The following is a 21,887-nucleotide window of genomic DNA, read 5'->3' on the forward strand; positions in this document are numbered from 1 at the left end:
GAAAACTTGAAGCGCGCGGCCTGCACGGGAGCACGGCGGGTTACTAGCCGACCAGCGAATTCTTGATAATTTTTGTCAATTTGGCAGCGTAATTCGGGTCCGTCGCGTAGCCGGCCTTTTGCAAGCCCTGGGCGAACGTGCTGGCGTCGCCCGCGCTGGCCAGCACTTTCTCGTAGCGCTTGTTGTTGGTAATCAACTGCGCATAATCCTTGAAGCTATCCGCATAGCTGTCATAGGCGCGGAATTTTTCCACCTTGCGCTGCGCCTTGCCATTCACGTATTCCGTGGTGACGGCTTCCGTGACCTTGCCCTTCCAGTCGCCCGTGGCCTTGATGCCGAACAGGTTGTGGCTGCTGCTGCCGTCGCGGGCGATGATTTCGCGCTTGCCCCAGCCCGTTTCCAGTGCCGCCTGGCCCAGCATGAACTTGGCCGGGATGCCGGTGGCGCGGCTCGCTTCTTCCGCATGCACGCCCAGCTTTTCCTGGAAGGCGCGCACGTGCGGCGCCTGCGTGGCGTTGGCCTTGTCGCTCAGGGTCTTGCCGGTACCGGTGGCGCTGGCGGCGCCCTCGGTGAGGGCGCCCTGCTGCTGGCGGAAGGCGGCCAGCGCCTGCGCCATGCTCGACGAGCGCGGCGACGGCGCTTCGGCGCCATCGGCGGCCAGCGCCTGGTTCGACGACGACAACTGGCGGATCAGCACGTCCGCCAGACCCGTACCGCGCTTGGCCAGGTTCTGGCTGGTCTGCTGGTCCAGCATCGAGGTGTACATCTTGCTTTGCTGGCTATCCATGATGCCGTCCTGCGGCGTGGCTTCGCGCATGCTTTTCATCATCATGTTGATGAACATGGCTTCGAATTGCGTGGCCGCCTCTTTCAGGGCGGCGGGGTCCTTCGCCTTGGCGGACTGGCGCAAGCCATCCATGCCCTTGACGTCGTAAGCGGCGGTATTACTGAGGTCGGTTTGGCTGATCATGGCGTATCCATCAAATGATTTCAAGTTCGGCGCGCAGCGAACCGGCCGCCTTCATCGCCTGCAGGATGGCCAGCAAGTCTTGCGGCGAGGCGCCGATGGCGTTCAAGGCTTTCACCACCTCGGACAGCGAGGCGCCGCCCTTGACCAGCATGACCTTGCCCGGTTCCTTCTTGATATCGATCTGCGCCGTCTGCGTGACCACCGTGCGCCCGCCCGACAAGGGAGCCGGCTGGCTCACCTGCGGCTCGACATTGATGGTGACGGACAGGTTGCCGTGCGAAATGGCGCACGTTTCCAGGGTCACGGACTGGTTCATCACGACGGAACCGGTGCGCGCATTCATGATGACCTTGGCCGCCAGGCGGGCCGGATTGACTTCGATGCTTTCCAGCTGGCCCAGGAAGGACACGCGCTGGTCGCTGCCGCCCGGCGACTGCACCTGGATCACGCGGCCATCGAGCGCGGCGGCCGTGCCGGCGCCGTAACGGCTGTTGATGGCATCGACCACGCGGCTGGCGGTGGCGAAATCGGTGGCGTTCAATTCCAGGCGGATCGTATTGTTGGCGCCCAGCGCCGAAGGCACTGTGCGCTCGACGGTCGCGCCGCCCGAGATGCGTCCCACGCTCAGGTGGTTGATGACGACGGAGCTGCCGGCCGCCTGCGCCCCCACGCCGCCCACCAGCACATTGCCCTGCGCCATGCCGTACACCTGGCCATCGGCGCCCTTCAATGGGGTCATCAGCAAGGTGCCGCCGCGCAAGCTTTTCGCGTTGCCCATCGACGATACCGTCACGTCGAGCAACTGGCCCGGCTGGGCAAACGCGGGCAAGGCCGTCGTCACCATCACGGCGGCCACGTTTTTCAGCTGCAAACTGGTACCTTGCGGCAAGTTGATGCCTTGCTGCTGCAGCATCGCCGCCACGCTCTGGATGGTAAATGGGGTTTGCGTGGTCTGGTCGCCGCTGCCGTCAAGGCCGACGACGAGGCCATAGCCCATCAGCTGATTCTGGCGCACGCCGGCGATGCTGGCCAGGTCCTTGATACGCTCGGCCTGCGCCACGGGCGCCAGCAGGGAAGCGGCGAGGCCGAAAATGGCGAGAAAGCGGGGGAAAGTCAACATTACCATGATCAGAACGGCAGCAGGCTGAGGAAGAAGCGCGACGCCATCGACGCCATTTCGGCGCGGTCGATCTGGCTGTTGGTCCGGTATTCGACGCGCGCGTCGGCCACCTGGGTCGACGGCACGACGTTGCCCGTGCCGATGGTGTCCGGATTGACCATGCCCGAGAAGCGGATGAATTCCGTGCCCTTGTTCATGGCGATCTGTTTTTCGCCGGCGACGATCAGGTTGCCGTTCGGCAGCACTTCAATCACCGTCACGCCGATCACGCCGGAAAACGTGTTGCTGGCGGACTGGTTGTCGCCATCGGCAAATTTCGTCGCGCCATTCGCCGAGACGGTGCCGCCCAGGCGGCCCTGCAGCATGCCCGGCGTGCTGAAGCCCACGCTGCCCGACTTGTTGCCGGAACTGGCGCCCGCCTTGACGGCATTCGTGCGCTCGGTGATGGCGATCGTCATGGTGTCGCCCACGTGGCGCGCGCGGCGGTCTTCGAAGGCGGGACGGTAGGTCGACGGCTGGTAGATGGAGCCATTGTTGACGACCACGGGTTCCGGCATCGGTGCGCGCGTGGTGGTCGGATATTGCACGATGGACGTAGGCGTGATGGCGCAGCCGGACAGCAGGACTGCGGACAACAAAGCGATGATGGGGTATTGCATGGCGAACCTCCGCTGCCATCCGGCGGCGGATGGCATGACGACTATGAAAATTAAAGTTGCGACAATTTCTGCAGCATTTGATCGGATGTGGTGATGGCCTTGCTGTTGATCTCGTAGGCGCGCTGCGTCTGGATCATGTTGACCATTTCCTCTGCCACGTTGACGTTCGACGTCTCGATATAGCCCTGCATCAGCACGCCGGCGCCGTTGGTGCCCGGGGTATTGGTTTGCGCCACGCCCGAGGCGCCCGTTTCCATGTACAGGTTTTCGCCCTTCGATTCCAGGCCGGCCGGATTGACGAAGGTGGTCAGTTGCAGCGAACCGATCTGCGATGGCGCCACGGTGTCGGGCAAGGTGACGGACACGGTGCCGTCGCGCGCCACGGTCAGGCTCAGCGCATTGGTCGGCACGGTGATGGCGGGCTGGATGACGAAACCTTCGGAGGTGACGAGCTGGCCGTTGGCGTCCGTCTGGAACGAGCCGTCGCGCGTGTAGGCGGTGGCGCCGTCCGGCATCAGCACCTGGAAGAAGCCCGTGCCGTTGACCATCACGTCGCGCGAATTGCCCGATGCCTGGGGATTGCCCTGCGTATGGATGCGTTCGGTGGCCACGGTGCGTACGCCCGTGCCGATCTGCAGGCCCGATGGCAGCTGGGTTTGCTGCGACGATTGCGCGCCCGGCTGGCGCACATTTTGATACAGCAAGTCTTCAAACACGGCGCGCGACTTCTTGAAGCCCGTGGTGCTGACGTTGGCCAGGTTATTGGCGATCACGTCCATCTGCGTCTGCTGCGCTTCCAGGCCGGTTTTGGCAATCCAAAGGGAACGAATCATGATTTTTCTCCAATAACAGCGCTAGTCAGCTCTGTAGACTATTTCTATGTGACCATTATGCGGTGGGCCCCATCAATTCAAAGCGAGGATCTGGGTGGCTTTCGCCGCGTTATTCTCGGCATTCTTCAACAAGCTCATTTGCGTTTCGAACTGGCGCGCCAGAGCAATCATGCTGACCATGGAGTCGACGGGGCTGACATTGCTGCCTTCCAGCGCGCCGGTGGTCAGCTTGACGGCCTGGTCGGCCTGCGCCACCGTGCCATCCTTCAGGCGGAACAGGCCGTCGTCGCCGCGCACCAGTTGCTGCTCGGGCGGATTGACCAGCTTGATGCGCCCCAGCACCGTCGATGGGCCTGGCGGCACGTCCGTGGAAATCGTGCCCACCGTACCATCGCTGGCGATGGCCACCGTCACGCCGGGCGGAATGGCCATGGGACCCGTATCGCCCTGCACCATCAGGCCCGACTGCGTTTGCAGCATGCCGTTTTCATTGAGCTTCAAGGCGCCGTTGCGCGTGTAGGCTTCGGAACCGTCGGCCGACTGCACCGCGATCCAGCCGCCGTTTTCCACGGCCACGTCGAGCGCGCGGCCCGTGTGCTGCATCGGACCTTGCGTGAAGTCGGAACCGACCGTCGAATCGACGACGAAGGTACGCGTCGGCATCATGCCGTCGGCCACCACGGGCACGGCGCGGAACGAGTCGAGCTGGGCACGGAAACCCGTGCTGGTGGCGTTCGCCAGGTTGTTCGCCGTGGTCGCCTGCTTGTCGAGGATGTGCTTGGCGCCCGAGCCGGCGGTGTAGATGAGACGGTCCATGTGTTTCTCCGTGCAAAACGAAAGCTGGGGTCAGACCCGGCGGGGGAATGCGCCGCAATGCGGCACATTCCGGTCACGAAGTGACTGACTCCCTGATTATTAACGCAAGTTAACCAAAGTCTGCAGGACCGAGTCCTGCGTCTTGATGGTTTGCGCATTCGCCTGGTAGGCGCGCTGGGCTGTGATCATGTTGACCAGTTCCGCCGTCAAGTCCACGTTCGACACTTCCACGGCCGAGGCGCGCAAGTCGCCCAGGTTGCCCGAGCTCGGCTCGCCTGTCATGGGGCTGCCCGAGGTCGAGCTTTCCGCCCAGGCATTGTTACCCAGCGGTTCGAGGCCATTCGGATTGGAAAAGTTGGTCAGCACCACCTGGCCCAGGTCGCGCGTCTTGCCATTGTTGTACTGGCCCTGAATCACGCCATCGGAACCCACGACGAAACGGCTCAGCTGGCCAGCCGCGTAGCCATCGGCCACGGTGCGCTTTTCGCTGGTGGACGAGCTGAGCTGGGTGGAATTGGTGAAGTCGACCTTGATCGCCAGGTTCGCGTTCGCGCCCGTGGCGGGGAAGACGGGCAGGTTCACCGTCACCGGCAAGGTTTGCGGCGGCGTCAGGCCCAGCATGGCGGCCTTGTCCAGGCTGCCGACGCTGTTGAACACCAGCGAAGCCGACTTCACGGCGGGCACTTCCGTCACCGAGGAGATATTGGTGTCGATCTGGTCTGGCGTCAGGCTGGAATTGACACCATTGGGCACGGCGCTGCCAAAGGTGGCGCTGATGGCGGCCAACTGCGCGGGGCTGGCACCGGCCGCCGCGGCGGCGGTGCGCACGGCGGCGCCGGCCGCGTTGCCGTAAGCGACGGCGGCGGCCGTGATATTGGCCGGTACCAGCGGCACAGCCGTGACGGCGGCCTGGTAGGCGGCGCGCGCAGCCAGCGAGGCGGCATCGGTCTGCGCCGCGGACGCCACTTTCGCGCTGGTGATTTCCTTGCCGTCAGTGGCCGTGTAGACATCCCACGTATTGGTGCCCGTCTTGACGTAGAAATTGGACATGGTGTGCGCATTGCCCAACGAATCGAAGACGGGCACGGGGAATTGCTTGGTCCACGATTTTTGCTCGGCCACGCTGAACGGCACCACGGTCGGCATGGCCGAGTTGGAATCGAGGTTGACCTGGGTATCGACCTTGGTGGTCGCCTGCGGCGCCATGTCGGACGGGTCGATCTGCAGCGGCACGGTGGCGCCGGCCAGGATCTTGCCGTTCGCATCGGCCGGATAGCCGGTCAGCTGGGCTTTCTGCGCATTGATGATGAAGCCGCTCTTGTCGACCTGGAACTGGCCGTTGCGCGAATACTGGATGGCGCCGTTCACGCTGGTGCGGAAGAAACCGCCGCCATTGATGGCGATGTCGAGCGGATTGGACGAACTTTCCAGGTTACCCTGGTTGAACAGCTGCGCCACTTGCGACACGGATACGCCGATACCGGGCTGGTTGCCCCCAACGCCATACAGCGAGTTGGCATAGATGTCGGCGAACTGCGCCTGCGATTGCTTGAAACCCACGGTGGCCGAGTTGGCGATATTGTTGCCGATGACGTCCAGCGATTTGGCGGCGCCATTCAAGCCGCTCAGGCCTTGTTGGAAAGACATTGTGTTCTCCTGGTAGAAATTAGGGGTAGAGGGTCTACGCTACAAATGAGCGGCTTACAAAATCTGCTTCACATCGGCCATGGTGATACTGCCCACGCCTGGCACGTTCAATTTCACGCCGCCCGCGCCCGTCGACACGCTGGCGACCGAGCCGAACATCAACGCCGCCGCATCGGTCAGCTTGGCGCCGCCGCGCGTGGCTTCCACCGAGAAGGTGTAGGCGCCGTCGGCCAGCACGACCGGCTTGCCATCTTTATCGAGCTCGGCCGTAGAACCGTTCCAGCCCAGCGGCAAGGTACCGGCATCCTGCGGCCCCAGGTCGATGGAATGGACTTCCTTGCCCGTGCTGTTGTAGATGATGACCTTGACCTTGTCGGCCGGCGTCGCCAGGTCCACGCCCAGCAGGGCCGCGCTCTTGCTCAAGGTGATGTTCTTGCCTGCCGTCAACACGCCGTGGCCGATGATATTGGCCGCCTGCATGGATTCGGCCTGCTGGTAGCTGGTCTTGAGCGTTTCCAGGGTGGTATTGAGCTTGTTGACGCCCGTCACCGTGGACAGCTGGGCCAGCTGGCTCGTCAGCTGTGCATTGTCCAGCGGGTTCATCGGATCCTGGTTTTGCAGCTGGGTCACCAGCAGGGTCAGGAATTTGTTCGTTTCTTCCTCGACGCTGCCTTTCGCGGCCGTGTTCTTCTTCGGATTCATTGTCGCCATCAGGTCGGTGACGGTGGCGGTGCTGGTATCGATGGTTGCCATAATGGTCAGTCAGCCTTATTGGCCGATGGTGAGGGTTTTCAGGAGCAGCGACTTGGCCGCGTTCATGGTTTCCACGTTGGTCTGGTACGAACGCGAAGCCGACAGCATGTTGACCATCTCGTCGACCGTATTCACGTTGGGCATGGTGACGTAGCCCTTTTCGTCGGCCAGCGGGTTCTTCGGGTCGTAGACCAGCTTCATCGGCGACGGGTCTTCGATCACCTTCTGCACCTTGACGGCCGTGGCGCCGTTGGCCATGGGCACGGCTTCGAACACGACCTGCTTGGCGCGGTAGGCTTCGCCCGTGGCGCTGGTGGCGCTATCGGCATTGGCCAGATTGCTGGCCACCGTGTTCAGGCGCTGCGCCTGGGCGCTCATGGCCGAACCGGAAACATTGAAGATATTAAATAGCGACATGATTATTGTCCTCCCTGGATGGCCGTCAGCATGCCCTTGATCTGCGAGTTGAGGAACGTCACGGCCGCCTCGTAGCGGATGGCGTTGTCGGCAAAGGCATTGCGCTCGAGGTCCATGTCGACCGTATTGCCATCGACGGCGCCCTGGGCAGGCGCGCGGTACAGCAGCGGCGTACCGTCGGCCAGGGTCTCGACCTTGCCGCCACCGGCCGCGCCCGCAACCGCGGCCACGCCCTTGCCCGGCATATGCTGCGGCGCCGTGCCCTTCAGGGCTGGCGGCACGCCATCCTTGCGCGCCATCGCCCCTTTCAATGCGGCGGCGAAATCGACATCGCGCGCCTTGTAATTGGGCGTGTCGGCATTGGCGATATTCGAGGCGAGCAATTCCTGGCGCGTCGAGCGCAGGCTCAGCGCCGTCTCGTTGAAGCGCATGTAATCGTCGAGTTTCCCTATCATGTCAGGCTCCGGAAAGATCTGCCACTGGCGCCCGAGATGGCGGAAGGATGGCGGTATAGTGATGACAGGAAACATAGTACGGTGCCCACCAGCAAGACCATCGCCGGATCAGACCGTACTTTTACCCCTTAATCGGCGCTTCGAACGGGGCGGCGCGCACTATCATGGCACTATTCCAGAGGCCTATCACCATGAAAACACCGCTTGCTCTCCTCTTCGCTCTCGCCGCTCTGCCACTGCTGGCACAGGCGCAAAACGCCGGCCGGCAGACGCCGGAAGCGCTGCGCAACAGCGTGGAACAGTTCCTGCAAGTGCAAAGCAATGGCTTGCCGGGCAAGGTGACGGTCACCGTCGGCGCCGTCGATCCGCGCCTGAACCTGGCCGCCTGCCCCGCGCCGCAAGCGTTCATGGCACCGGGTGCGCGCGCTTGGGGCAAGACCACCGTCGGCGTGCGTTGCACGGCGCCCTCCAGCTGGACTATCTATTTGCAGGCAAACGTGGCCGTCGTGGGCGACTACGTGGCCAGTGCCGTGCCGCTGGCGCAAGGACAAGCCATCGACGCCAGCCAGCTGGTGACGATGCAGGGCGACCTGGCCGCATTGCCGGCAGGTATCGCCACGGACATGGCCCAGGTGGTGGGCGCCAGCACGAATATTTCCTTGCCGCCAGGCACACCGATGCGCCTCGACACCCTGCGCCGCAAGCCGGTGGTGATGCAGGGCCAGCTGGTACGTGTCGTTTCCAGTGGCAACGGTTTCCAGGTGGCATCAGAAGGACGCGCCATCGGCAGCGCCGGCGATGGCCAGACGGTGCAGGTGCGCACGCAGAGCGGCCAGCAGATCAGCGGCGTGGCGCGGCCTGGCGGCATGGTGGAGGTCGCCTTTTAAACCCGGATGGACAGCGATATTGTGGTCTGGCGCACTAAAGTTTCGGAAGAAGGTGCCGATAATGACACATATCCCGGAGTTTTTTGACTTCGACCAGACGAGGATCACGCTGTGAAAATTACCGACAACACCATTAAAAGCAATCCCGGCCTGCCGGTGGCGCCCGCGAGTACCTCCGGCGCCCGGAATGCCGAGAAAGCCCAGGCAACACCGACGACGTCGGACAATGTACGCCTGTCGCCGCAAGGACAGGCATTAGCGGCCAGTGCAACTGCCGGCAGCGGCGCCGTGTTCGACACGAAAAAAGTCGAACGCATCAAGCTGGCGATCGCCGACGGCCAGTTCCAGGTCAACTCTGAAAAAGTGGCGGACGGTCTCCTCGACACAGTCAAGGACTTGCTGCACTCACGAAATAGATAGGTTCCCTCATGCAATCAGTGACTCCGTTTTCCAGCCTGCGCGACGAGCAACAGCTCATGACCACATTGCTGGCATTGATGAAAGAAGAACAGCGGCATCTGGTTGCGGCTGACATCGATGCAATCACGGAGCTCACGGTGCGCAAGACGGCACTCGTAGGACAATTGAGCCAATTGGCGGCGCAACGCCACCAGGCGCTGGCGGCAGCAGGTTTTACCGCCGCCGAAGCGGGCATGGAAGACTGGCTGGTCAGCGCCAGCGAAGCCGAGGCAGCGCCCCTGTGGAAAGCCCTGCTCGAGACGACGCGCGAAGCGAAGGAACAAAACCGGCTGAACAGCCTGCTGGTCAACAAGCACATGCTGCACACGCAAGGCGCCCTGAACGCCATGCGCCCCACGGCCCAAAGCGGCAATTTCTACGGCCCCAGCGGCCAACCGATGACGAACCCGGCCAGCCGGCGCGTCGTGATCGGCTAAGCGTCTTCCCGTTTCACCCCAGCAAGAAGCCATTGCTGCACGCCTGGCGCCGTCCCGAGCAGCGGCACCCATACGACTGCCATCGAGAACATCATCGCCGTGTCGCTCCCTCCAGGGAGACTGCGGCGGTGCCAGCGCGTCCGCATTCCCTCCACAACACCGCACGCAGAAACAACACAAGCCCTTTTTGACGCCGCACGTTTGAGCATGCTCAAACTTGAGACAGGTGATGACTATATGCTAATCCCTGGCGTACGCCGTACATCTCCAGGTGGGACTTTCCTCGCCGACACGAACATCGTTCCCGCAGGCATAGCTGATCCATTTCACGCCCCAGCCTGCGCTTTGCGCTGCGCCATGACGCACACCACCTCAATCGCAAGTACATAGGAGCATGATATGAACTCTCTCTCAGTAAGCAAGGCTGGCGCGGCGCTGCTGCTCGGCTGCACCCTGCTGGCGCCGGTCGCGCAGGCCGAAACGCAATCCGTGTTCTACAACCACCTGGTATCGACCGCCGTGGTGGCCACGCCGCTGATGGCGCAAGACACCTTGTTCGTCGACACCTTCACGACGGAGCACGGCTCGCTGCTGCAAACGACCACGTTTACGGTCGGCGCCGGCGTGCAGTCGTTCACGGGCAACGCGGCTTGGCTGGTCACGGGCGCCAACGATTTCGGTCCCCGCCTGACTGGCGTCAACATTGACTTGTTCGACTCCAGCAATAACCTGGTGCAATCGGATACCTTCACCGGCGTGCTGGGTTCGTTTGCCCATTCGACTTTCGACGGCCTGCTGGGACCTGGCACCTACACCCTTGTGGCAAGCGGCATCGGCGTGCGTGATTCCGTGCTGGACATTTCCATCACCACGGCCGTGCCGGAACCGGAAACCTATGGCATGCTGCTGGCGGGACTGGGCCTGATCGGGTATAGCATACGGCGCCGCAAAACGGCTGCCTGACCGGCATCGGGGCGCCTGCAGGCACTGCCGTCGCTGGCAGACAGGCGGCATGGGGCCGGCGCGGCGGTTCCATGTGCGGACTGGCTTATGCACGGGCCAGCCCATGCAGGGGCTGGCCTACGCACTCAACCGTGCGCGGGCCGGCCCGTATGCTGGCGGAATTTCGCGGCGATGCCATTCGCCTTGGTGAGGGCGGCGGCCTGCTGCTCGGGTGTCAGCTCGTTACGCAGCCAGTGCCAGTATTCATCCTGGTACGGATTCGTCGTGCCTGGCGTGAGGATGTCGTCGTAGACCATGCGCAGGGCCAGCAGGTAGCCATACGCTTGCGGCGCGTCCTTCTGCACCACGTCGCCATCGCGCAGGTAAGCCATCATCAGGGTCGACACGCTGGTCAGTTCCGCCGCGTCCGCCTGCGCCGTCAGCTGGGCGATCGCTTGCCGCTTCCAGGCCTGCACCAGCGGATCGTCGGGACGGTTGCGCAGCGCGCTGCGGTCGCCGAACGGGCCTTCCGACAGGAACAGGGTAGCCGCGCCCGGCACGCCGCCTTGCGCGGCAGTGGCCAGGTAGCCGAGGCGATCCTCGCGCTGGCGCTGCGTCATGCCCGCACACAACTGCTGCTGGGCGGCTTTTTCTTCCGCCGTCATCTCGCGCCCCAACTCGAATTCCATGCCCGGCAAGCGGCTTTCGCGCTGGAAGACGATGCAGTCGTCGATCAGGTTATAGGCCGCATACGCGTCTTCCGGCTTGCCGCTGGCGCCCAAGCGTTCGAGCCGCTGCGCCAGGGACACGACAACGGGCGCGGCATCGGCGGCCGGAGTGGCATCGATATTCAAATACGATGCCAGGCTGCGCCCCGGCGGCGCGCTGGCGGCAGCGGTGGCGGCAGCGTCCGCTGCGCCACCATCGGGCGCGGGCCAGTACACGACCGCCAGCACTGCCGCGATGGCAGCGGCGATGGCGATACCGGTCAGTTTGTTATTCATATGAGGTGGCGCATAAAAGGAAATGCACGTTACCACAGGCGTGCGGCAGCGGGCCGCACGCCTCCGCACGCACGCCTCCCGGCTAGCCGCCGGCCTTTTTCGGCTGGTGGCCCAGCCTGGTCAGCGCGGCAACGATGGTGTCGACATGGTCGCCCTGCACTTCGATCACGCCATCCTTGACCGTGCCGCCCGAGCCGCACTGCGTGCGCAGCTGCTTGCCCAGCAAGGCCAGCGCGATGGCGTCCAGCGGCAAGCCCTTGACCACGGTAACGCTCTTGCCGCCGCGGCCCTTGGTCTGGCGCGACACGCGCACCACACCATCGCCGACCGGCGCCGCCTTCGCTTGCGCCTTGCATGCGCATTGCGCCAGCGGCTGGCGGCAGGCGGGACACATGCGGCCCGTTTCGGTGGAATAGACGAGACCGCCCTGGGAGCTGCTTTTCATGATGGAGAAATAAAAGAAAGAAGGCCGCGATTGTACCAAGCGGGAACGGGTGCTGGATCAAGCGGGATCCCGCACCGTCCGGCGACGCGCGGCCGACTACGCTATTAGCGCAAGGTAAGGAACACAGGATTCGAATAGAACCACAGGCTGCGGTAATTGCGGTCGTTGATGTCGTTGAAACGCTGGGTACTGTCCGTCGTGCCCGTGCGCTGGTCGGCCAGCGGTTCGCCACCCTGCGTCAGGCCGGCAACATCGGTCCCCAGATTGGTGCCGCGCAGACGGAAATACTGGTTCTTCGCCGCCGTGGTCCGGTAGCTCACGCTGTAGTAGCCGTCAGCCCCGAGTTTCCAGTCCGCGCTGGTGAAGCGCTTGAGCACCCGCGTGCTGGCATTGCTGGCAACGTTGTAGGCTGGCGTGCCTGCCGCCGCCTTCGCGCCGACATCGCCGACGATCAGGTCGACATGATCGACAACGGGCTTGACGCTGGCGGCCAAGCCGCTGTCGACAGGCTTTTCGTAGTTGTTTTTGGCCGGGCTCTTGAAGCGGATGGTAATGGTGACGGTGTCGCCGTTACCGACTTTCAGCTCCCCACCCATCTCCTTGCGGTCATCCTTGCTGGCCAGGTTGAAGTCCAGCGCGTTGATCAGGTCGCCATAGGTGGAAAACATCTTGCCCGAGCGCAAGCCCGCCAGCAAGTCCTTCGCCAGCGGCGCGCCCTGCGCGCCGTTGAACACATAGTTCTTCGCATACTCGCCCGGGAAGTAGCCGCTGCTGTTGCCGCCGACGATCTTGAAGTGGGTATCCGAATCCGTCAGGTTCCAGATGCGACGCCCCTCGCCCAGCAGCGCATCCCATGGCCCGCCCAGCTTGGCCACCACGTAGTCGACGCCTCCATACACGCGCAGCAACGCATTGTCGTCCGTATAGGCTGCCGTGTAGCCGCCGCGGTCCGGCTCCATCTGGTTGCCGACCATGCCTTCGATGGCGAACATGATGTTGGGAGCCGCATCGTTAAAGGCGCGCAAGTCGGCGATGCTGTAACTGCCCTTGTTGCGCGACGGATGATTGATGACGGCGTAGCTGGTCTCCGGATAATTCTGCTTGAGCCAGTTGATGGCTTGCAAGGCATCGGCAGCCGTCTTGTTGTAGCGGGTGTCGCCGTATTTTGCTTTCCATGCAACAACATCGGCAGCGTCGAACATGGCCGCGTCGCGCGTGGTGAACAGGTATTCGAACTCTTTCATGCCCCGGGTGCTGGCGCTGAGCTTGTCCGCGCCCTCGAACAGGCCGATGCCGACGTGATCGTGGGTCGGCATGTCCCACTCGAAGCCGGAAAAGATCAGTTTGTCGGCGTAGGTGCCACCCGCCTGCAGCGCCTGCACGCGTGGCACCTCGTAACGCTCGGCGCCGATGGACATGGGAATGGGCGTCGCTAGCGGCGCGCCCAATGCATCGCGCGTGGAGACGCGCAAATGGTTGGACAGCGCCATCCAGTCGAGGCCGTAACTGCCGAACGCCTTGGCCAGCACCTTGTCCAGCGTCTGGCTGACATCCGCATCGGCCGATTGCGTGGTGTGGGTATGCAGATCGCCGGCGATCCAGCGGCCAGTGGGTAGCGGTGGCACGCTGCTCGCCGGATCACTATCGCCGCCGCAGGCGGCAACGCTCAACAGGATGACGATGGCCGAAGGAAGCAGCATTCTGGAGTAAGACATAGGTGGACCTGGAGGCTGAAAAGAAGTGCCACAGCCTAGCATTGCAGTATGACCACCGAATGACATGCGCCCGGTCCGCCGCACTGGCCCCGGCCCGCAAACCTGTCCTAGTTGGCCGGCGGCGCCGTCGGCACTTCCGTCACCGTTTCCGGGATGCCCGAGAGGATCGTCACGGCGACCCGGCGGTTGCGCGCGCGCCCTTCCGCCGTTTCGTTGGGCGCCACGGGGATGTTGTCGGCGTGGCCGACGGCCGTCAGGCGCGACGCCTTGACGCCGCTGGCGATGAACAGGCGCACCACGGCGCTGGCGCGCGCGGCCGACAATTCCCAGTTCGAGGCAAAGGTCGAATTGCTGATCGGCTGCACGTCCGTATGTCCTTCCACCTGCACGTCGTGCGTATCGTCCTTGAGCAGCACGGCGACGGCGCGCAGGGCCTGGTCCGACTCCACCGTCAGGCGCGCCGCGCCCGGGTCGAACAGCACGCTGGCATTGATTTCCACGCTCACGCCGCGGCTCGTCTGCGTGACCCGCACCTTGCCTTCCTTGACCAGCGGCGCCAGGGTCGACGTCAAGTCCTGCGCCAGGCGGGTCATGTGTTCGCGCTCGCGGCGGATGGCTTCCGTGCGGCGTTTCAGGGCGGGATTCGGCAAAGGAATGGCTTGCGGCGCTTCCATGATGATGGGCGGTGCGCCCTTTTCCAGGCTGAAAGCCTGGCCGATGGCATTCTGGAAGACGCGGTATTTGCCTTCGTTGACTTGCGAAATGGCGTACATCACGACAAAGAAGGCAAACAGCAGGGTGATGAAGTCGGCATACGAGATCAGCCAGCGGTCCTGGTTGTCCGGTTCCTCGTCATACTTCCTGCGCGCGCGCCGCATCATGGTCAGTGCTCGTGCAGCAGGCTGGACACGCGCTCTTCGATGATGCGCGTATGGTCGCCCGTGGCGATGTCGTACAGCACGGCGGCCGTAATTTCGTACTGCAGCACGCGGCGCGAAACGATGGCCTTGAGTTTATTCGCCACCGGCAGGAACAGCAGGTTGGCCAGGCCCACGCCATAGATAGTGGAGACGAAGGCCACGGCGATGCCGCTGCCTAATTTACTTGGGTCAGTGAGGTTTTCCATCACGTGGATCAGGCCCAGCACGGCGCCCAGAATACCGATGGTGGGCGAATAGCCGGCCGCCGATTCCCACACCTTGACGGCCTGGCGTTCGGCCATTTCGTAGGCCGAGATTTCCACGTCGAGCAGCTGGCGCAGCTTGTCCGGTGCGATGCCGTCGACGATCATCCGCAAGCCCTTGGCATTGAAGCGGTCGGCCGTGTTTTCCATCAGGCGCTCGAGCGCCAGCGGGCCGTCGCGGCGCGCCGTCAAGCTCCACTGCCCGATGTCTCGCGCCAGCGCGGCGCGCGTGTCGGCTGGCGGCAGGAAGACCCAGCGCAGCATTTCCAGCCCGCGCACGAAAGTGCGCAGCCGCGTTTGCAGCAGCACGGCGCCGAAAGTGCCGATGACCACGATGGCAAAGGCGGCCGGCTGCAGCAGGGAGGCCATCTTGCCGCCTTCCAGTGCCTGGCCGACCAAGAGGCCCGCCAGCGCCAGCGCCAGCCCGATTACGCTGGACCAGTCCACGCCTGCTCCCTCAAGGTTGCGCGCAGGCGCGCGACGGCCTGGGTATGCAGCTGCGAGACGCGCGATTCGGATACGCCCATCACCGCGCCGATCTCCTTCAGGTTCAGCTCTTCTTCGTAATACAGGCCCATGAGTATTTTCTCGCGTGGTGGCAGCGCGTCGATGGCATCGATCACGGATTGCCGGAAATCGGTATCGAGCAGGGAACGCAAGGGGTCGCTGTCCTCGTCCACGCAATGGCGGTCGAGGAAGCTGTCATTGCCGTCCGGGTCATGAAAGTCTTCGTAGTACACGAGCTGGTGGCCGCCGCCGTCGCCCAGCATTTCCTGGTAGTCGGCCAGCGACATCTTGAGCAGTTTCGCCACTTCCGACTCCGTCGGCGGATGGCCGAGGCGCTGCTGCAAGGTGCTCATCGCCTCTTCGATCTTGCGCATGTTCTGGCGCATGCTGCGCGGCAGCCAGTCGCTGGTGCGCAATTCGTCGAGCATGGCGCCGCGGATGCGCAGCACGGCATACGTCTCGAACTGCGCGCCATGCGTCTCTTCATAGCGGCTGATGGCATCGAGCAGGCCGATCATGCCGGCCTGGATCAGGTCATCGACCTCGACCGAAGGCGGCAATTTCGCCTTCATATGGTGCGCCAGACGCTTTACCAGCGGAATGTGCTCCGTCAGCAAATAGTCCTTGTTCGATTTCCCTTTGACCGTGTACATAGGCTGCTTATTGTTTTCTCATCTTATCTGGTGCTACGGTTGGCGTCAGGCGCTGAACTGGTGCGGGCTCCCCGTCTGGTACAAGGTGCCGCCAAGCACGGGAGCCGCCGAACGGGCCAGCCGCTCGGCCAGTCCGCGAAACGCCACCGAGGCACCGGCCAGCGGAAACGCATCGACCACGCTGCGGCCCAGGCGCGCCGCGCGGTGCAGATACTCATCGGCAGGCACCGAGCCCATCGACGTCAGCTTCACGGCCAGGTAACGGCTCGCCGCCTGTGCCATATTATCGTATACCACTTTTGCTTCGGATTCGGAAGCACCGGTGACGAGAATGCCGAACGGACGGCGTCCCAGTTCCTGGCTCAGGCGCTTGATCAGGCAGTACGCCGCCTTGATCGAGGTGGCGCTGGTCGACACTTGCACGACGATATCGGACGACGCCATCAAGGGCACGGGGAAACAGGCGCCCTCTTCTGCCACGACGCCGTCGACCAGCACGATGCCGCTCTGGCGCGCCAGCACTTCGAAGGTCTTGCCCAGGCGGCGCAGCTCGTCCTCGCCCGCATAATCCATGCTGTCCATCAGGTGGTTGCGTGCGCCCAGGCTGGCCACGCCGAAGCCTTGCGGCACCTGGTGGATGACCTGGTTCAAGCCGCACTGCTGGCGCGCCACGTCGCGCAGGCTGGCGCCGTGTGCCAGTCCCAGGCGCGCGGCCACGCCATCGCTGCCGCCGCTGGCGTCGAGCAGCAGCACGTCATTGCCGCCGTAGACGAGCGAAGCACCCAGGTTGACCAGCATGGCGCCCTTGTCGTCCTGCGGCGTGGCCGACAGGAACGTCATGACGCGCGGCTGCGGGCCGGCCAGCATGCGGCGCAAGCCTTCGGCCTGGTCGAAATCAAAATTAGCCAAGATGCACCCCGCGCGCTTCATTGTTGCGGGCGGCTGCCTGCGCCATCAGGAGCGGCAGTTCGGCATCGGAAAACTGCGTGGCAGCCGAGTCGCGCTTGAGCTTGAAGGCGCGGTCGATCAGGTAGCCGCGGTCGGCCAGGTACAGGTCTTCCGGCACGCGCTGGCCGTTAGACACATAGAACAGGTTCAGCTTCTGGCGGATCACCACGTCGAGCACGTTGCCGATCGACGCCGCTTCATCGAGCTTGGTCATGATGCAGCCGGCCAGGCCGCTGCCCTGATAGGCGCGCACCACTTCGTTGAGGGTTTCCTGGGTTGCCGTGGAATTCAGGCACAGCAAACGCTTCACGTCGGCGCCGGCACCCGACAGCATGGCCACCTGCTCCGTCACCATCTGGTCGCGCTGGCTCACGCCCACCGTATCGATCAGCACCGTGTGCTTGTTCTTCAATTCTTTCAGGGCGATGCGCAAATCCGCTTCATCTTTCACGGAATGCACCATCACGCCGAGGATCTTGCCGTAGATGCGCAGCTGCTCATGCGCACCGATACGGTAGGCGTCCGTGGTGATCAGGGCCAGCTTTTCCGGGCCGTGGCGCATCACGCAGCGGGCCGCCAGCTTGGCCGTGCTGGTGGTCTTGCCGACACCGGTCGGGCCCACCAGGGCGAACACGCCGCCCTGCTCGAGCATGGCGTCTTCATTGGCCACCGTGTTCAGGTTACGGCTGAGGACGGTCTTGATCCAGCGCATGCTTTGCGCACCGTCGAGGCCGGCGGGCAGCTTGTCGATCAGGTAGCGCGCCAGGCTGGCGGAAAAGCCGGCGGCCAGCATTTCGCGCAGGACGACGGCTTTTTGCGGCTCGCGCTGCTGCGTCGACCCCCACGAGATTTCCGCCAGCTGGGTTTCCATCATGCCGCGCATGGCGCGAATTTCATTCATCATGCCGCTCATTTCGGCGGCGGCGTTCTCTTTGACGTGCGCCAGCGCGCTGGCCATCATCTGCTGCATGCGGGCCATGTCCACTGGCTCGGAGGCAGCCTGGCGCGGCGCGGCAGGACGTGGCGCGGCCGGGCGCTGGGCCGGGGCGGTCGGACGCTGCGGCGTGGCGAACTGGGTCTGCAACTGGGGCCGGGGCTGGGCCATTTCGGAGGCGGCCGGCGGCGAGGCGAGCGAAGCGGCATCGTCATTGGCCAGCGCGAGGATTTCCACCACGCCATCGGCCTGGCGGTTCGACAGGATCACGGCATCGGGGCCCAGCGCTTCACGCACCTTGCGCAGCGCATCGCGCGACGAGGCGCCCGTAAATTTCTTCACATTCATGACCGGCCTCCCAAGGCGGGGGTGGCGCAATATTGGCTGAACTGTGTGACCATCATCGACTCCTGTTGCTTGAGTGCTGTCTTCCACATGGACACAGATCACTCGGACAGTTTCCATTATTAGCGATGCTCGCAGGAAACGATCGAAGGAACAGGACGGGAAAGTACCCGTTATTCAGTTTGCCGGGAGGAAATTTCGGTTTTTTTGACCCAAACGAAGGCCGGGGTCAGACCCGGCGGGTCTGACCCCGGTACTAATGAAGATAACTACTGCGCGCCCACCAGCGCCGTGACGCGGATCGTCTTGGTTTCCGGCACTTCCGCATGCGACAGCACTTTGAGCTGCGGCAAGGCGCGGCGCAGGAAGCGCGACAGCAGGGCGCGCAGCGGCGCCGGCACCAGCAGCACCGGTGTCAGACCCAGCGCTTCCTGCTGCTGGGCAGCCAGGCCCGCCTGGTGGGCGATGGTGTCGGCCAGGCCCGGCTCGATGCCGGCGCCGTCACCGCCATTGCCCATCGCTTGCATCAGCAGGCGCTCCAGGCGGCTGTCGAGCGTCATCACGGACAGCTCGGCCGCACCGGGGAACAGTTGCTGCACGATGGCGCGGCCCAGGGACACGCGCACCAGCGCCGTCAGCTCGTTCGGGTCTTGCGTGCTGACCGTGTACTCGGCCAGGGTTTCGATGATGGTGCGCATGTCGCGGATGTGCACGCCCTCGGCCAGCAGGTTCTGCAACACTTTTTGCAGAGCCGACAGCGACAGCATCTTCGGCACCAGGTCTTCCACCAGGCGCGGCGCATCCTTGCCCAGGTGGTCGAGCAGCGACTGCACTTCCGCGCGGCCCAGCAGCTCGGACGCATGCGAGGTGATCAGATGATTCAAGTGTGTGGCCACCACGGTACCCGCATCGACGACCGTGTAGCCCATCGATTGGGCCTGGTCGCGCAGGCTGGCGTCGATCCACGTGGCGGGCAGGCCGAACGCGGGGTCGCTCGTGGCCAGGCCCGGCAAGGTGCCGCTGGCCATGCCGGGATTGATCGCCAGGAACTGGCCGTTGAACGCTTCGCCCACGCCCACTTCCACACCCTTCAAGGTGATGCGGTAGGCGGACGGCTTCAATTCCAGATTGTCGCGGATATGCACGGGCGGCGCCAGGAAGCCCACTTCCTGGGCAAATTTCTTGCGGATGCCTTTGATGCGCTTGAGCAATTCGCCACCCTGCGTCTTGTCGACCAGGGGAATCAAGCGGTAGCCGACTTCCAGGCCCAGGGTATCGACGGGCATGATGTCTTGCCAGCTGGCTTCTTCCTGCTCGGGCGCCACGGTCGCTTGCGGCACTTCGGCCGGCTTTTCGGCCGCTTCTTTTTCCTGCGTGCGCTTCTTGCTGATCAAATAGGCGGAACCGGCCAGCAGCGCGGCCAGCAGGAGGAAAACCATGTTCGGCATGCCGGGGATCAGGCCCATGCCGCCGATGATGCCGGCGGTAATATACAGTACTTGCGGTTTCGCAAACAGCTGGCCCACCAGCTGGGTGCCGATGTCCTGTTCGCTGGCCACGCGCGAGACGACGATACCGGCCGCCGTGGAAATGATCAGCGAAGGAATCTGCGCCACCAGGCCGTCACCGATGGCCAGCAAGGTGTAGTTCTTGAGCGCATCGGCAAAACCCATGTCGTGCTGCAGCAAGCCCACCAGCAAACCGCCGACGATATTGATGACGGTCACCAAGATGCCGGCGATGGCGTCGCCGCGCACGTATTTGCTGGCACCGTCCATGGCGCCATAGAATTCCGCTTCCTGCGCCACTTCCGTGCGGCGGCGGCGCGCTTCGTCTTCACCGATCAGGCCGGCGTTCAGGTCGGCATCGATGGCCATCTGTTTACCGGGCATGGCATCCAGCGCGAAGCGGGCGCCCACCTCGGCGATACGGCCCGCGCCCTTGGTCACAACGGTAAAGTTGATGATCGTCAAAATAATGAAGACCACGATACCGACCGTGTAGTTGCCGCCAATCAGGAAGTGGCCGAACGCCTCAATCACTTTACCGGCCGCGTCGGCGCCCGTATGGCCTTCCGTCAGCACCACGCGCGTGGACGCCACGTTCAGTGACAGGCGCAGCATGGTCGACACGAGCAGGATGGTCGGGAACGCCATGAAGTCGAGCGGCTTGACCGTGTACAGCGCCGTCAGCAGCACGATGATGGACAGCGCGATATTGAAGCTGAAGAAGATGTCGAGGATGAAGGCGGGCAGCGGCAGCACCATCATCGCCAGCAGCATGATGATGATGATCGGCGCGGCGAGGCCCTTGCTGGCGTTGCCTTTCAATCCGCTGAGCCAGGCTGGCATGGTCAGGCCGTTCATGGTGTGCTTCCTTTATTCTTGTCTGCTGCGCCGGCTGCGGGCGGTGTCTGCGATGCGGGATTCTGTGGGTCGAGCTCGGGCGGCACGTCGAGTTTTTTCGGCTTGTCGGGGCGCTCGCCGTGGCCGCTGCCGTAACTGCGCAGCTGGAACACGTAGGCCAGCACTTCGGCCACGGCGCCATACAGCGCCTCGGGAATCTCGTCGCCGATATCCGTGTGCTTGTACAGCGCGCGCGCCAGGGCCGGCGCTTCCAGGATGGCAACCTTGTGTTCGCCGGCCAGTTCGCGGATCTTCGCCGCCACCTCATCAATGCCCTTGGCCACCACCTGCGGTGCGCCGCGCGAATTCTCGCCATACTTCAGCGCCACCGCGTAATGGGTAGGATTGGTTACCACCACGTCGGCCGTCGGCACGTCGGCCATCATGCGGCGGCGCGACATTTCATGCTGCATCTGGCGTATCTTCGCCTTGATCTGCGGATTGCCGTCCGACTCTTTCGCTTCCTGCTTGACTTCCTGCAAGGACATTTTCATCTTGTTGGCGTAGTGCCACATCTGGTACGGACCGTCGATAGCGGCGATCAGGCCCAGGGCGCCCACGATCAGCAAAAAGGCCGTGATCAGCAGGCTGATCAGATGGGCCGAACCGGCGCGCAGCGATTCCACCGACAGGCCCAGCACGGCATCCTTTTGATGCTGCATCACCATCCAGGCGACGACGCCGACGACGAGAGTCTTGGCGATGGCCTTGAGCAACTCCACCAGCGCATTCTTCGAAAACATATTGCCCAGGCCACGAATCGGGTTGAGCTTGCCAAAATTGGGGGTAAACGCCTTGGAGCTGAACAGCCAGCCGCCCACCAGCACGGGCGAGGCCAGGGCGACGAGCATGATGGCCGCGGCGTACGGCAGGCAGGTCAGCAAGACCGAGCCCACGTCGTAGCCGATGCGCAACATCATCGCGTCGGGATTGAGTATCTGCTCCCGGTCCAGGGTCAGCCCGGAAACCATGACGGCCGTCAGCCGCCGCACGATGGCGTCGCCGGCAAACCACAGGCAGCAGCCGGACGCCATCAACACCGTAAACGTGGCCACTTCACGCGATCGCGGAACGTCGCCTTCCTCACGCGCCTGCTCGAGGCGCTTCGGTGACGCGGCTTCGGTCTTTTCTGCGTCGCTGTCTTCCGACATCAATCAACTCCGGTGAAGTCCTGCAGCCTGGCTAGGCGCAATACGGACTGGGCATGGAGCATTATCGGTTCAATCAACACAACGCCATCAAGGGAAAAGGGGGGCAATTGCCCTCCTTTTCCCTTGCCTATATTAAAGGCGCCGCAGGCGCCCATTTCAGAGGGGGCCGAAAAATGGTCAGGACAAGGCGCAGCCCCGAAGA

The 21,887-nt window shown here is 63.6% G+C and carries 23 protein-coding genes; 4 read left to right on the forward strand and 19 right to left on the reverse strand.

The genetic code is table 11. The features are described 5' to 3' along the window. Positions 1 to 43: 43 nt before the first annotated feature. From flgJ to flgB, 9 genes are all read right to left on the reverse strand, one after another. Positions 44 to 970 carry a flagellar assembly peptidoglycan hydrolase FlgJ gene (flgJ, locus tag MRBLMS1_RS08050; protein WP_485878766.1) on the reverse strand — a complete coding sequence of 309 codons (927 nt, stop codon included), beginning with the start codon at positions 968 to 970 and terminating at the stop codon, positions 44 to 46. Between the two features lie 10 nt (positions 971 to 980). After that, on the reverse strand, positions 981 to 2,090 hold the full coding sequence (locus MRBLMS1_RS08055; RefSeq protein WP_072455726.1) for a flagellar basal body P-ring protein FlgI: 1,110 nt from the start codon (positions 2,088 to 2,090) through the stop codon (positions 981 to 983). Between the two features lie 8 nt (positions 2,091 to 2,098). After that, positions 2,099 to 2,749: a flagellar basal body L-ring protein FlgH gene (locus tag MRBLMS1_RS08060; protein ID WP_072455384.1), complete on the reverse strand. Its 651-nt coding sequence runs from the start codon at positions 2,747 to 2,749 to the stop codon at positions 2,099 to 2,101. Between the two features lie 50 nt (positions 2,750 to 2,799). Continuing rightward, complete coding sequence (flgG, locus tag MRBLMS1_RS08065) at positions 2,800 to 3,582, reverse strand: flagellar basal-body rod protein FlgG (RefSeq protein WP_034754070.1); 783 nt, start codon at positions 3,580 to 3,582, stop codon at positions 2,800 to 2,802. Between the two features lie 72 nt (positions 3,583 to 3,654). Beyond that, on the reverse strand, positions 3,655 to 4,398 hold the full coding sequence (locus MRBLMS1_RS08070) for a flagellar basal body rod protein FlgF (RefSeq protein ID WP_035821385.1): 744 nt from the start codon (positions 4,396 to 4,398) through the stop codon (positions 3,655 to 3,657). 99 nt (positions 4,399 to 4,497) lie between these two features. Further along, entirely contained in the window at positions 4,498 to 6,045 is a 1,548-nt protein-coding gene (locus MRBLMS1_RS08075) for a flagellar hook protein FlgE (RefSeq protein ID WP_128142203.1), read from the reverse strand. Positions 6,046 to 6,099: 54 nt separating this feature from the next. Beyond that, on the reverse strand, positions 6,100 to 6,798 hold the full coding sequence (locus MRBLMS1_RS08080; RefSeq protein ID WP_128142202.1) for a flagellar hook assembly protein FlgD: 699 nt from the start codon (positions 6,796 to 6,798) through the stop codon (positions 6,100 to 6,102). 15 nt (positions 6,799 to 6,813) lie between these two features. After that, positions 6,814 to 7,215 (reverse strand): flagellar basal body rod protein FlgC, encoded by a 402-nt coding sequence (gene flgC / locus MRBLMS1_RS08085; protein WP_034754081.1) that lies wholly within the window; start codon positions 7,213 to 7,215, stop codon positions 6,814 to 6,816. A gap of 2 nt (positions 7,216 to 7,217) precedes the next feature. Further along, on the reverse strand, positions 7,218 to 7,670 hold the full coding sequence (gene flgB / locus MRBLMS1_RS08090; RefSeq protein WP_128142201.1) for a flagellar basal body rod protein FlgB: 453 nt from the start codon (positions 7,668 to 7,670) through the stop codon (positions 7,218 to 7,220). A 191-nt stretch (positions 7,671 to 7,861) separates the two neighbouring features. On the opposite strand from flgB, the gene flgA reads away from it, so the two are divergent. The 4 genes from flgA to MRBLMS1_RS08110 all read left to right on the forward strand — a co-directional run bounded on the left by flgA (position 7,862) and on the right by MRBLMS1_RS08110 (position 10,416). Further along, positions 7,862 to 8,557, forward strand: a complete 696-nt coding sequence (flgA, locus tag MRBLMS1_RS08095) for a flagellar basal body P-ring formation chaperone FlgA (protein WP_456150758.1) — start codon at positions 7,862 to 7,864, stop codon at positions 8,555 to 8,557. 111 nt (positions 8,558 to 8,668) lie between these two features. Further along, a complete protein-coding gene (flgM, locus tag MRBLMS1_RS08100) occupies positions 8,669 to 8,977 on the forward strand; it encodes a flagellar biosynthesis anti-sigma factor FlgM (protein WP_034787161.1) in 309 nt (102 codons plus the stop codon). Positions 8,978 to 8,985: 8 nt separating this feature from the next. Beyond that, positions 8,986 to 9,453: a flagella synthesis protein FlgN gene (locus tag MRBLMS1_RS08105; protein ID WP_485878770.1), complete on the forward strand. Its 468-nt coding sequence runs from the start codon at positions 8,986 to 8,988 to the stop codon at positions 9,451 to 9,453. Between the two features lie 399 nt (positions 9,454 to 9,852). Further along, positions 9,853 to 10,416, forward strand: coding sequence for an FxDxF family PEP-CTERM protein (locus tag MRBLMS1_RS08110; RefSeq protein ID WP_485878772.1), 564 nt, complete (start codon positions 9,853 to 9,855; stop codon positions 10,414 to 10,416). A 125-nt stretch (positions 10,417 to 10,541) separates the two neighbouring features. Here MRBLMS1_RS08110 and MRBLMS1_RS08115 read toward each other — a convergent pair whose 3' ends face one another. The 10 genes from MRBLMS1_RS08115 to flhB all read right to left on the reverse strand — a co-directional run bounded on the left by MRBLMS1_RS08115 (position 10,542) and on the right by flhB (position 21,685). After that, complete coding sequence (locus MRBLMS1_RS08115; protein ID WP_485878774.1) at positions 10,542 to 11,399, reverse strand: hypothetical protein; 858 nt, start codon at positions 11,397 to 11,399, stop codon at positions 10,542 to 10,544. Positions 11,400 to 11,481: 82 nt separating this feature from the next. Next, a complete protein-coding gene (locus tag MRBLMS1_RS08120; RefSeq protein ID WP_485878776.1) occupies positions 11,482 to 11,844 on the reverse strand; it encodes a translation initiation factor Sui1 in 363 nt (120 codons plus the stop codon). A gap of 104 nt (positions 11,845 to 11,948) precedes the next feature. Then, on the reverse strand, positions 11,949 to 13,559 hold the full coding sequence (locus MRBLMS1_RS08125) for a CehA/McbA family metallohydrolase domain-containing protein (RefSeq protein WP_485878778.1): 1,611 nt from the start codon (positions 13,557 to 13,559) through the stop codon (positions 11,949 to 11,951). Between the two features lie 107 nt (positions 13,560 to 13,666). Next, on the reverse strand, positions 13,667 to 14,437 hold the full coding sequence (motD, locus tag MRBLMS1_RS08130) for a flagellar motor protein MotD (RefSeq protein WP_139092336.1): 771 nt from the start codon (positions 14,435 to 14,437) through the stop codon (positions 13,667 to 13,669). Between the two features lie 5 nt (positions 14,438 to 14,442). Continuing rightward, complete coding sequence (locus tag MRBLMS1_RS08135; protein WP_034754098.1) at positions 14,443 to 15,189, reverse strand: flagellar motor protein; 747 nt, start codon at positions 15,187 to 15,189, stop codon at positions 14,443 to 14,445. Further along, positions 15,171 to 15,902 (reverse strand): RNA polymerase sigma factor FliA, encoded by a 732-nt coding sequence (locus MRBLMS1_RS08140; protein WP_010400804.1) that lies wholly within the window; start codon positions 15,900 to 15,902, stop codon positions 15,171 to 15,173. Before MRBLMS1_RS08140 ends, MRBLMS1_RS08135 begins: the two co-directional genes overlap by 19 nt. Before the next feature lie 45 nt (positions 15,903 to 15,947). Beyond that, a complete protein-coding gene (locus tag MRBLMS1_RS08145) occupies positions 15,948 to 16,811 on the reverse strand; it encodes a MinD/ParA family ATP-binding protein (protein ID WP_128142195.1) in 864 nt (287 codons plus the stop codon). Then, on the reverse strand, positions 16,804 to 18,132 hold the full coding sequence (gene flhF, locus MRBLMS1_RS08150; protein ID WP_456150761.1) for a flagellar biosynthesis GTPase FlhF: 1,329 nt from the start codon (positions 18,130 to 18,132) through the stop codon (positions 16,804 to 16,806). The genes MRBLMS1_RS08145 and flhF overlap by 8 nt, the downstream gene beginning before the upstream one ends. A gap of 266 nt (positions 18,133 to 18,398) precedes the next feature. Next, on the reverse strand, positions 18,399 to 20,495 hold the full coding sequence (gene flhA, locus MRBLMS1_RS08155; RefSeq protein ID WP_485878782.1) for a flagellar biosynthesis protein FlhA: 2,097 nt from the start codon (positions 20,493 to 20,495) through the stop codon (positions 18,399 to 18,401). Further along, positions 20,492 to 21,685, reverse strand: coding sequence for a flagellar biosynthesis protein FlhB (gene flhB / locus MRBLMS1_RS08160; protein ID WP_485878783.1), 1,194 nt, complete (start codon positions 21,683 to 21,685; stop codon positions 20,492 to 20,494). Before flhB ends, flhA begins: the two co-directional genes overlap by 4 nt. Between the last annotated feature and the right edge of the window lie 202 nt (positions 21,686 to 21,887).

This window comes from Massilia sp. LMS1-1-1.1, from assembly GCF_040815535.1.
Lineage (GTDB): Bacteria > Pseudomonadota > Gammaproteobacteria > Burkholderiales > Burkholderiaceae_D > Janthinobacterium > Janthinobacterium aestuarii.

Bases quoted from the DNA above. Each gene is read 5' to 3' on its own strand.
- flgJ (WP_485878766.1), bottom strand. From the start codon at position 970: ATGATCAGCCAAACCGACCTCAGTAATACCGCCGCTTACGACGTCAAG.
- MRBLMS1_RS08055 (WP_072455726.1), bottom strand. From the start codon at position 2,090: ATGTTGACTTTCCCCCGCTTTCTCGCCATTTTCGGCCTCGCCGCTTCC.
- MRBLMS1_RS08060 (WP_072455384.1), bottom strand. From the start codon at position 2,749: ATGCAATACCCCATCATCGCTTTGTTGTCCGCAGTCCTGCTGTCCGGC.
- flgG (WP_034754070.1), bottom strand. From the start codon at position 3,582: ATGATTCGTTCCCTTTGGATTGCCAAAACCGGCCTGGAAGCGCAGCAG.
- MRBLMS1_RS08070 (WP_035821385.1), bottom strand. From the start codon at position 4,398: ATGGACCGTCTCATCTACACCGCCGGCTCGGGCGCCAAGCACATCCTC.
- MRBLMS1_RS08075 (WP_128142203.1), bottom strand. From the start codon at position 6,045: ATGTCTTTCCAACAAGGCCTGAGCGGCTTGAATGGCGCCGCCAAATCG.
- MRBLMS1_RS08080 (WP_128142202.1), bottom strand. From the start codon at position 6,798: ATGGCAACCATCGATACCAGCACCGCCACCGTCACCGACCTGATGGCG.
- flgC (WP_034754081.1), bottom strand. From the start codon at position 7,215: ATGTCGCTATTTAATATCTTCAATGTTTCCGGTTCGGCCATGAGCGCC.
- flgB (WP_128142201.1), bottom strand. From the start codon at position 7,670: ATGATAGGGAAACTCGACGATTACATGCGCTTCAACGAGACGGCGCTG.
- flgA (WP_456150758.1), top strand. From the start codon at position 7,862: ATGAAAACACCGCTTGCTCTCCTCTTCGCTCTCGCCGCTCTGCCACTG.
- MRBLMS1_RS08105 (WP_485878770.1), top strand. From the start codon at position 8,986: ATGCAATCAGTGACTCCGTTTTCCAGCCTGCGCGACGAGCAACAGCTC.
- MRBLMS1_RS08110 (WP_485878772.1), top strand. From the start codon at position 9,853: ATGAACTCTCTCTCAGTAAGCAAGGCTGGCGCGGCGCTGCTGCTCGGC.
- MRBLMS1_RS08115 (WP_485878774.1), bottom strand. From the start codon at position 11,399: ATGAATAACAAACTGACCGGTATCGCCATCGCCGCTGCCATCGCGGCA.
- MRBLMS1_RS08120 (WP_485878776.1), bottom strand. From the start codon at position 11,844: ATGAAAAGCAGCTCCCAGGGCGGTCTCGTCTATTCCACCGAAACGGGC.
- MRBLMS1_RS08125 (WP_485878778.1), bottom strand. From the start codon at position 13,559: ATGTCTTACTCCAGAATGCTGCTTCCTTCGGCCATCGTCATCCTGTTG.
- motD (WP_139092336.1), bottom strand. From the start codon at position 14,437: ATGCGGCGCGCGCGCAGGAAGTATGACGAGGAACCGGACAACCAGGAC.
- MRBLMS1_RS08140 (WP_010400804.1), bottom strand. From the start codon at position 15,902: ATGTACACGGTCAAAGGGAAATCGAACAAGGACTATTTGCTGACGGAG.
- flhF (WP_456150761.1), bottom strand. From the start codon at position 18,132: ATGAATGTGAAGAAATTTACGGGCGCCTCGTCGCGCGATGCGCTGCGC.
- flhA (WP_485878782.1), bottom strand. From the start codon at position 20,495: ATGAACGGCCTGACCATGCCAGCCTGGCTCAGCGGATTGAAAGGCAAC.
- flhB (WP_485878783.1), bottom strand. From the start codon at position 21,685: ATGTCGGAAGACAGCGACGCAGAAAAGACCGAAGCCGCGTCACCGAAG.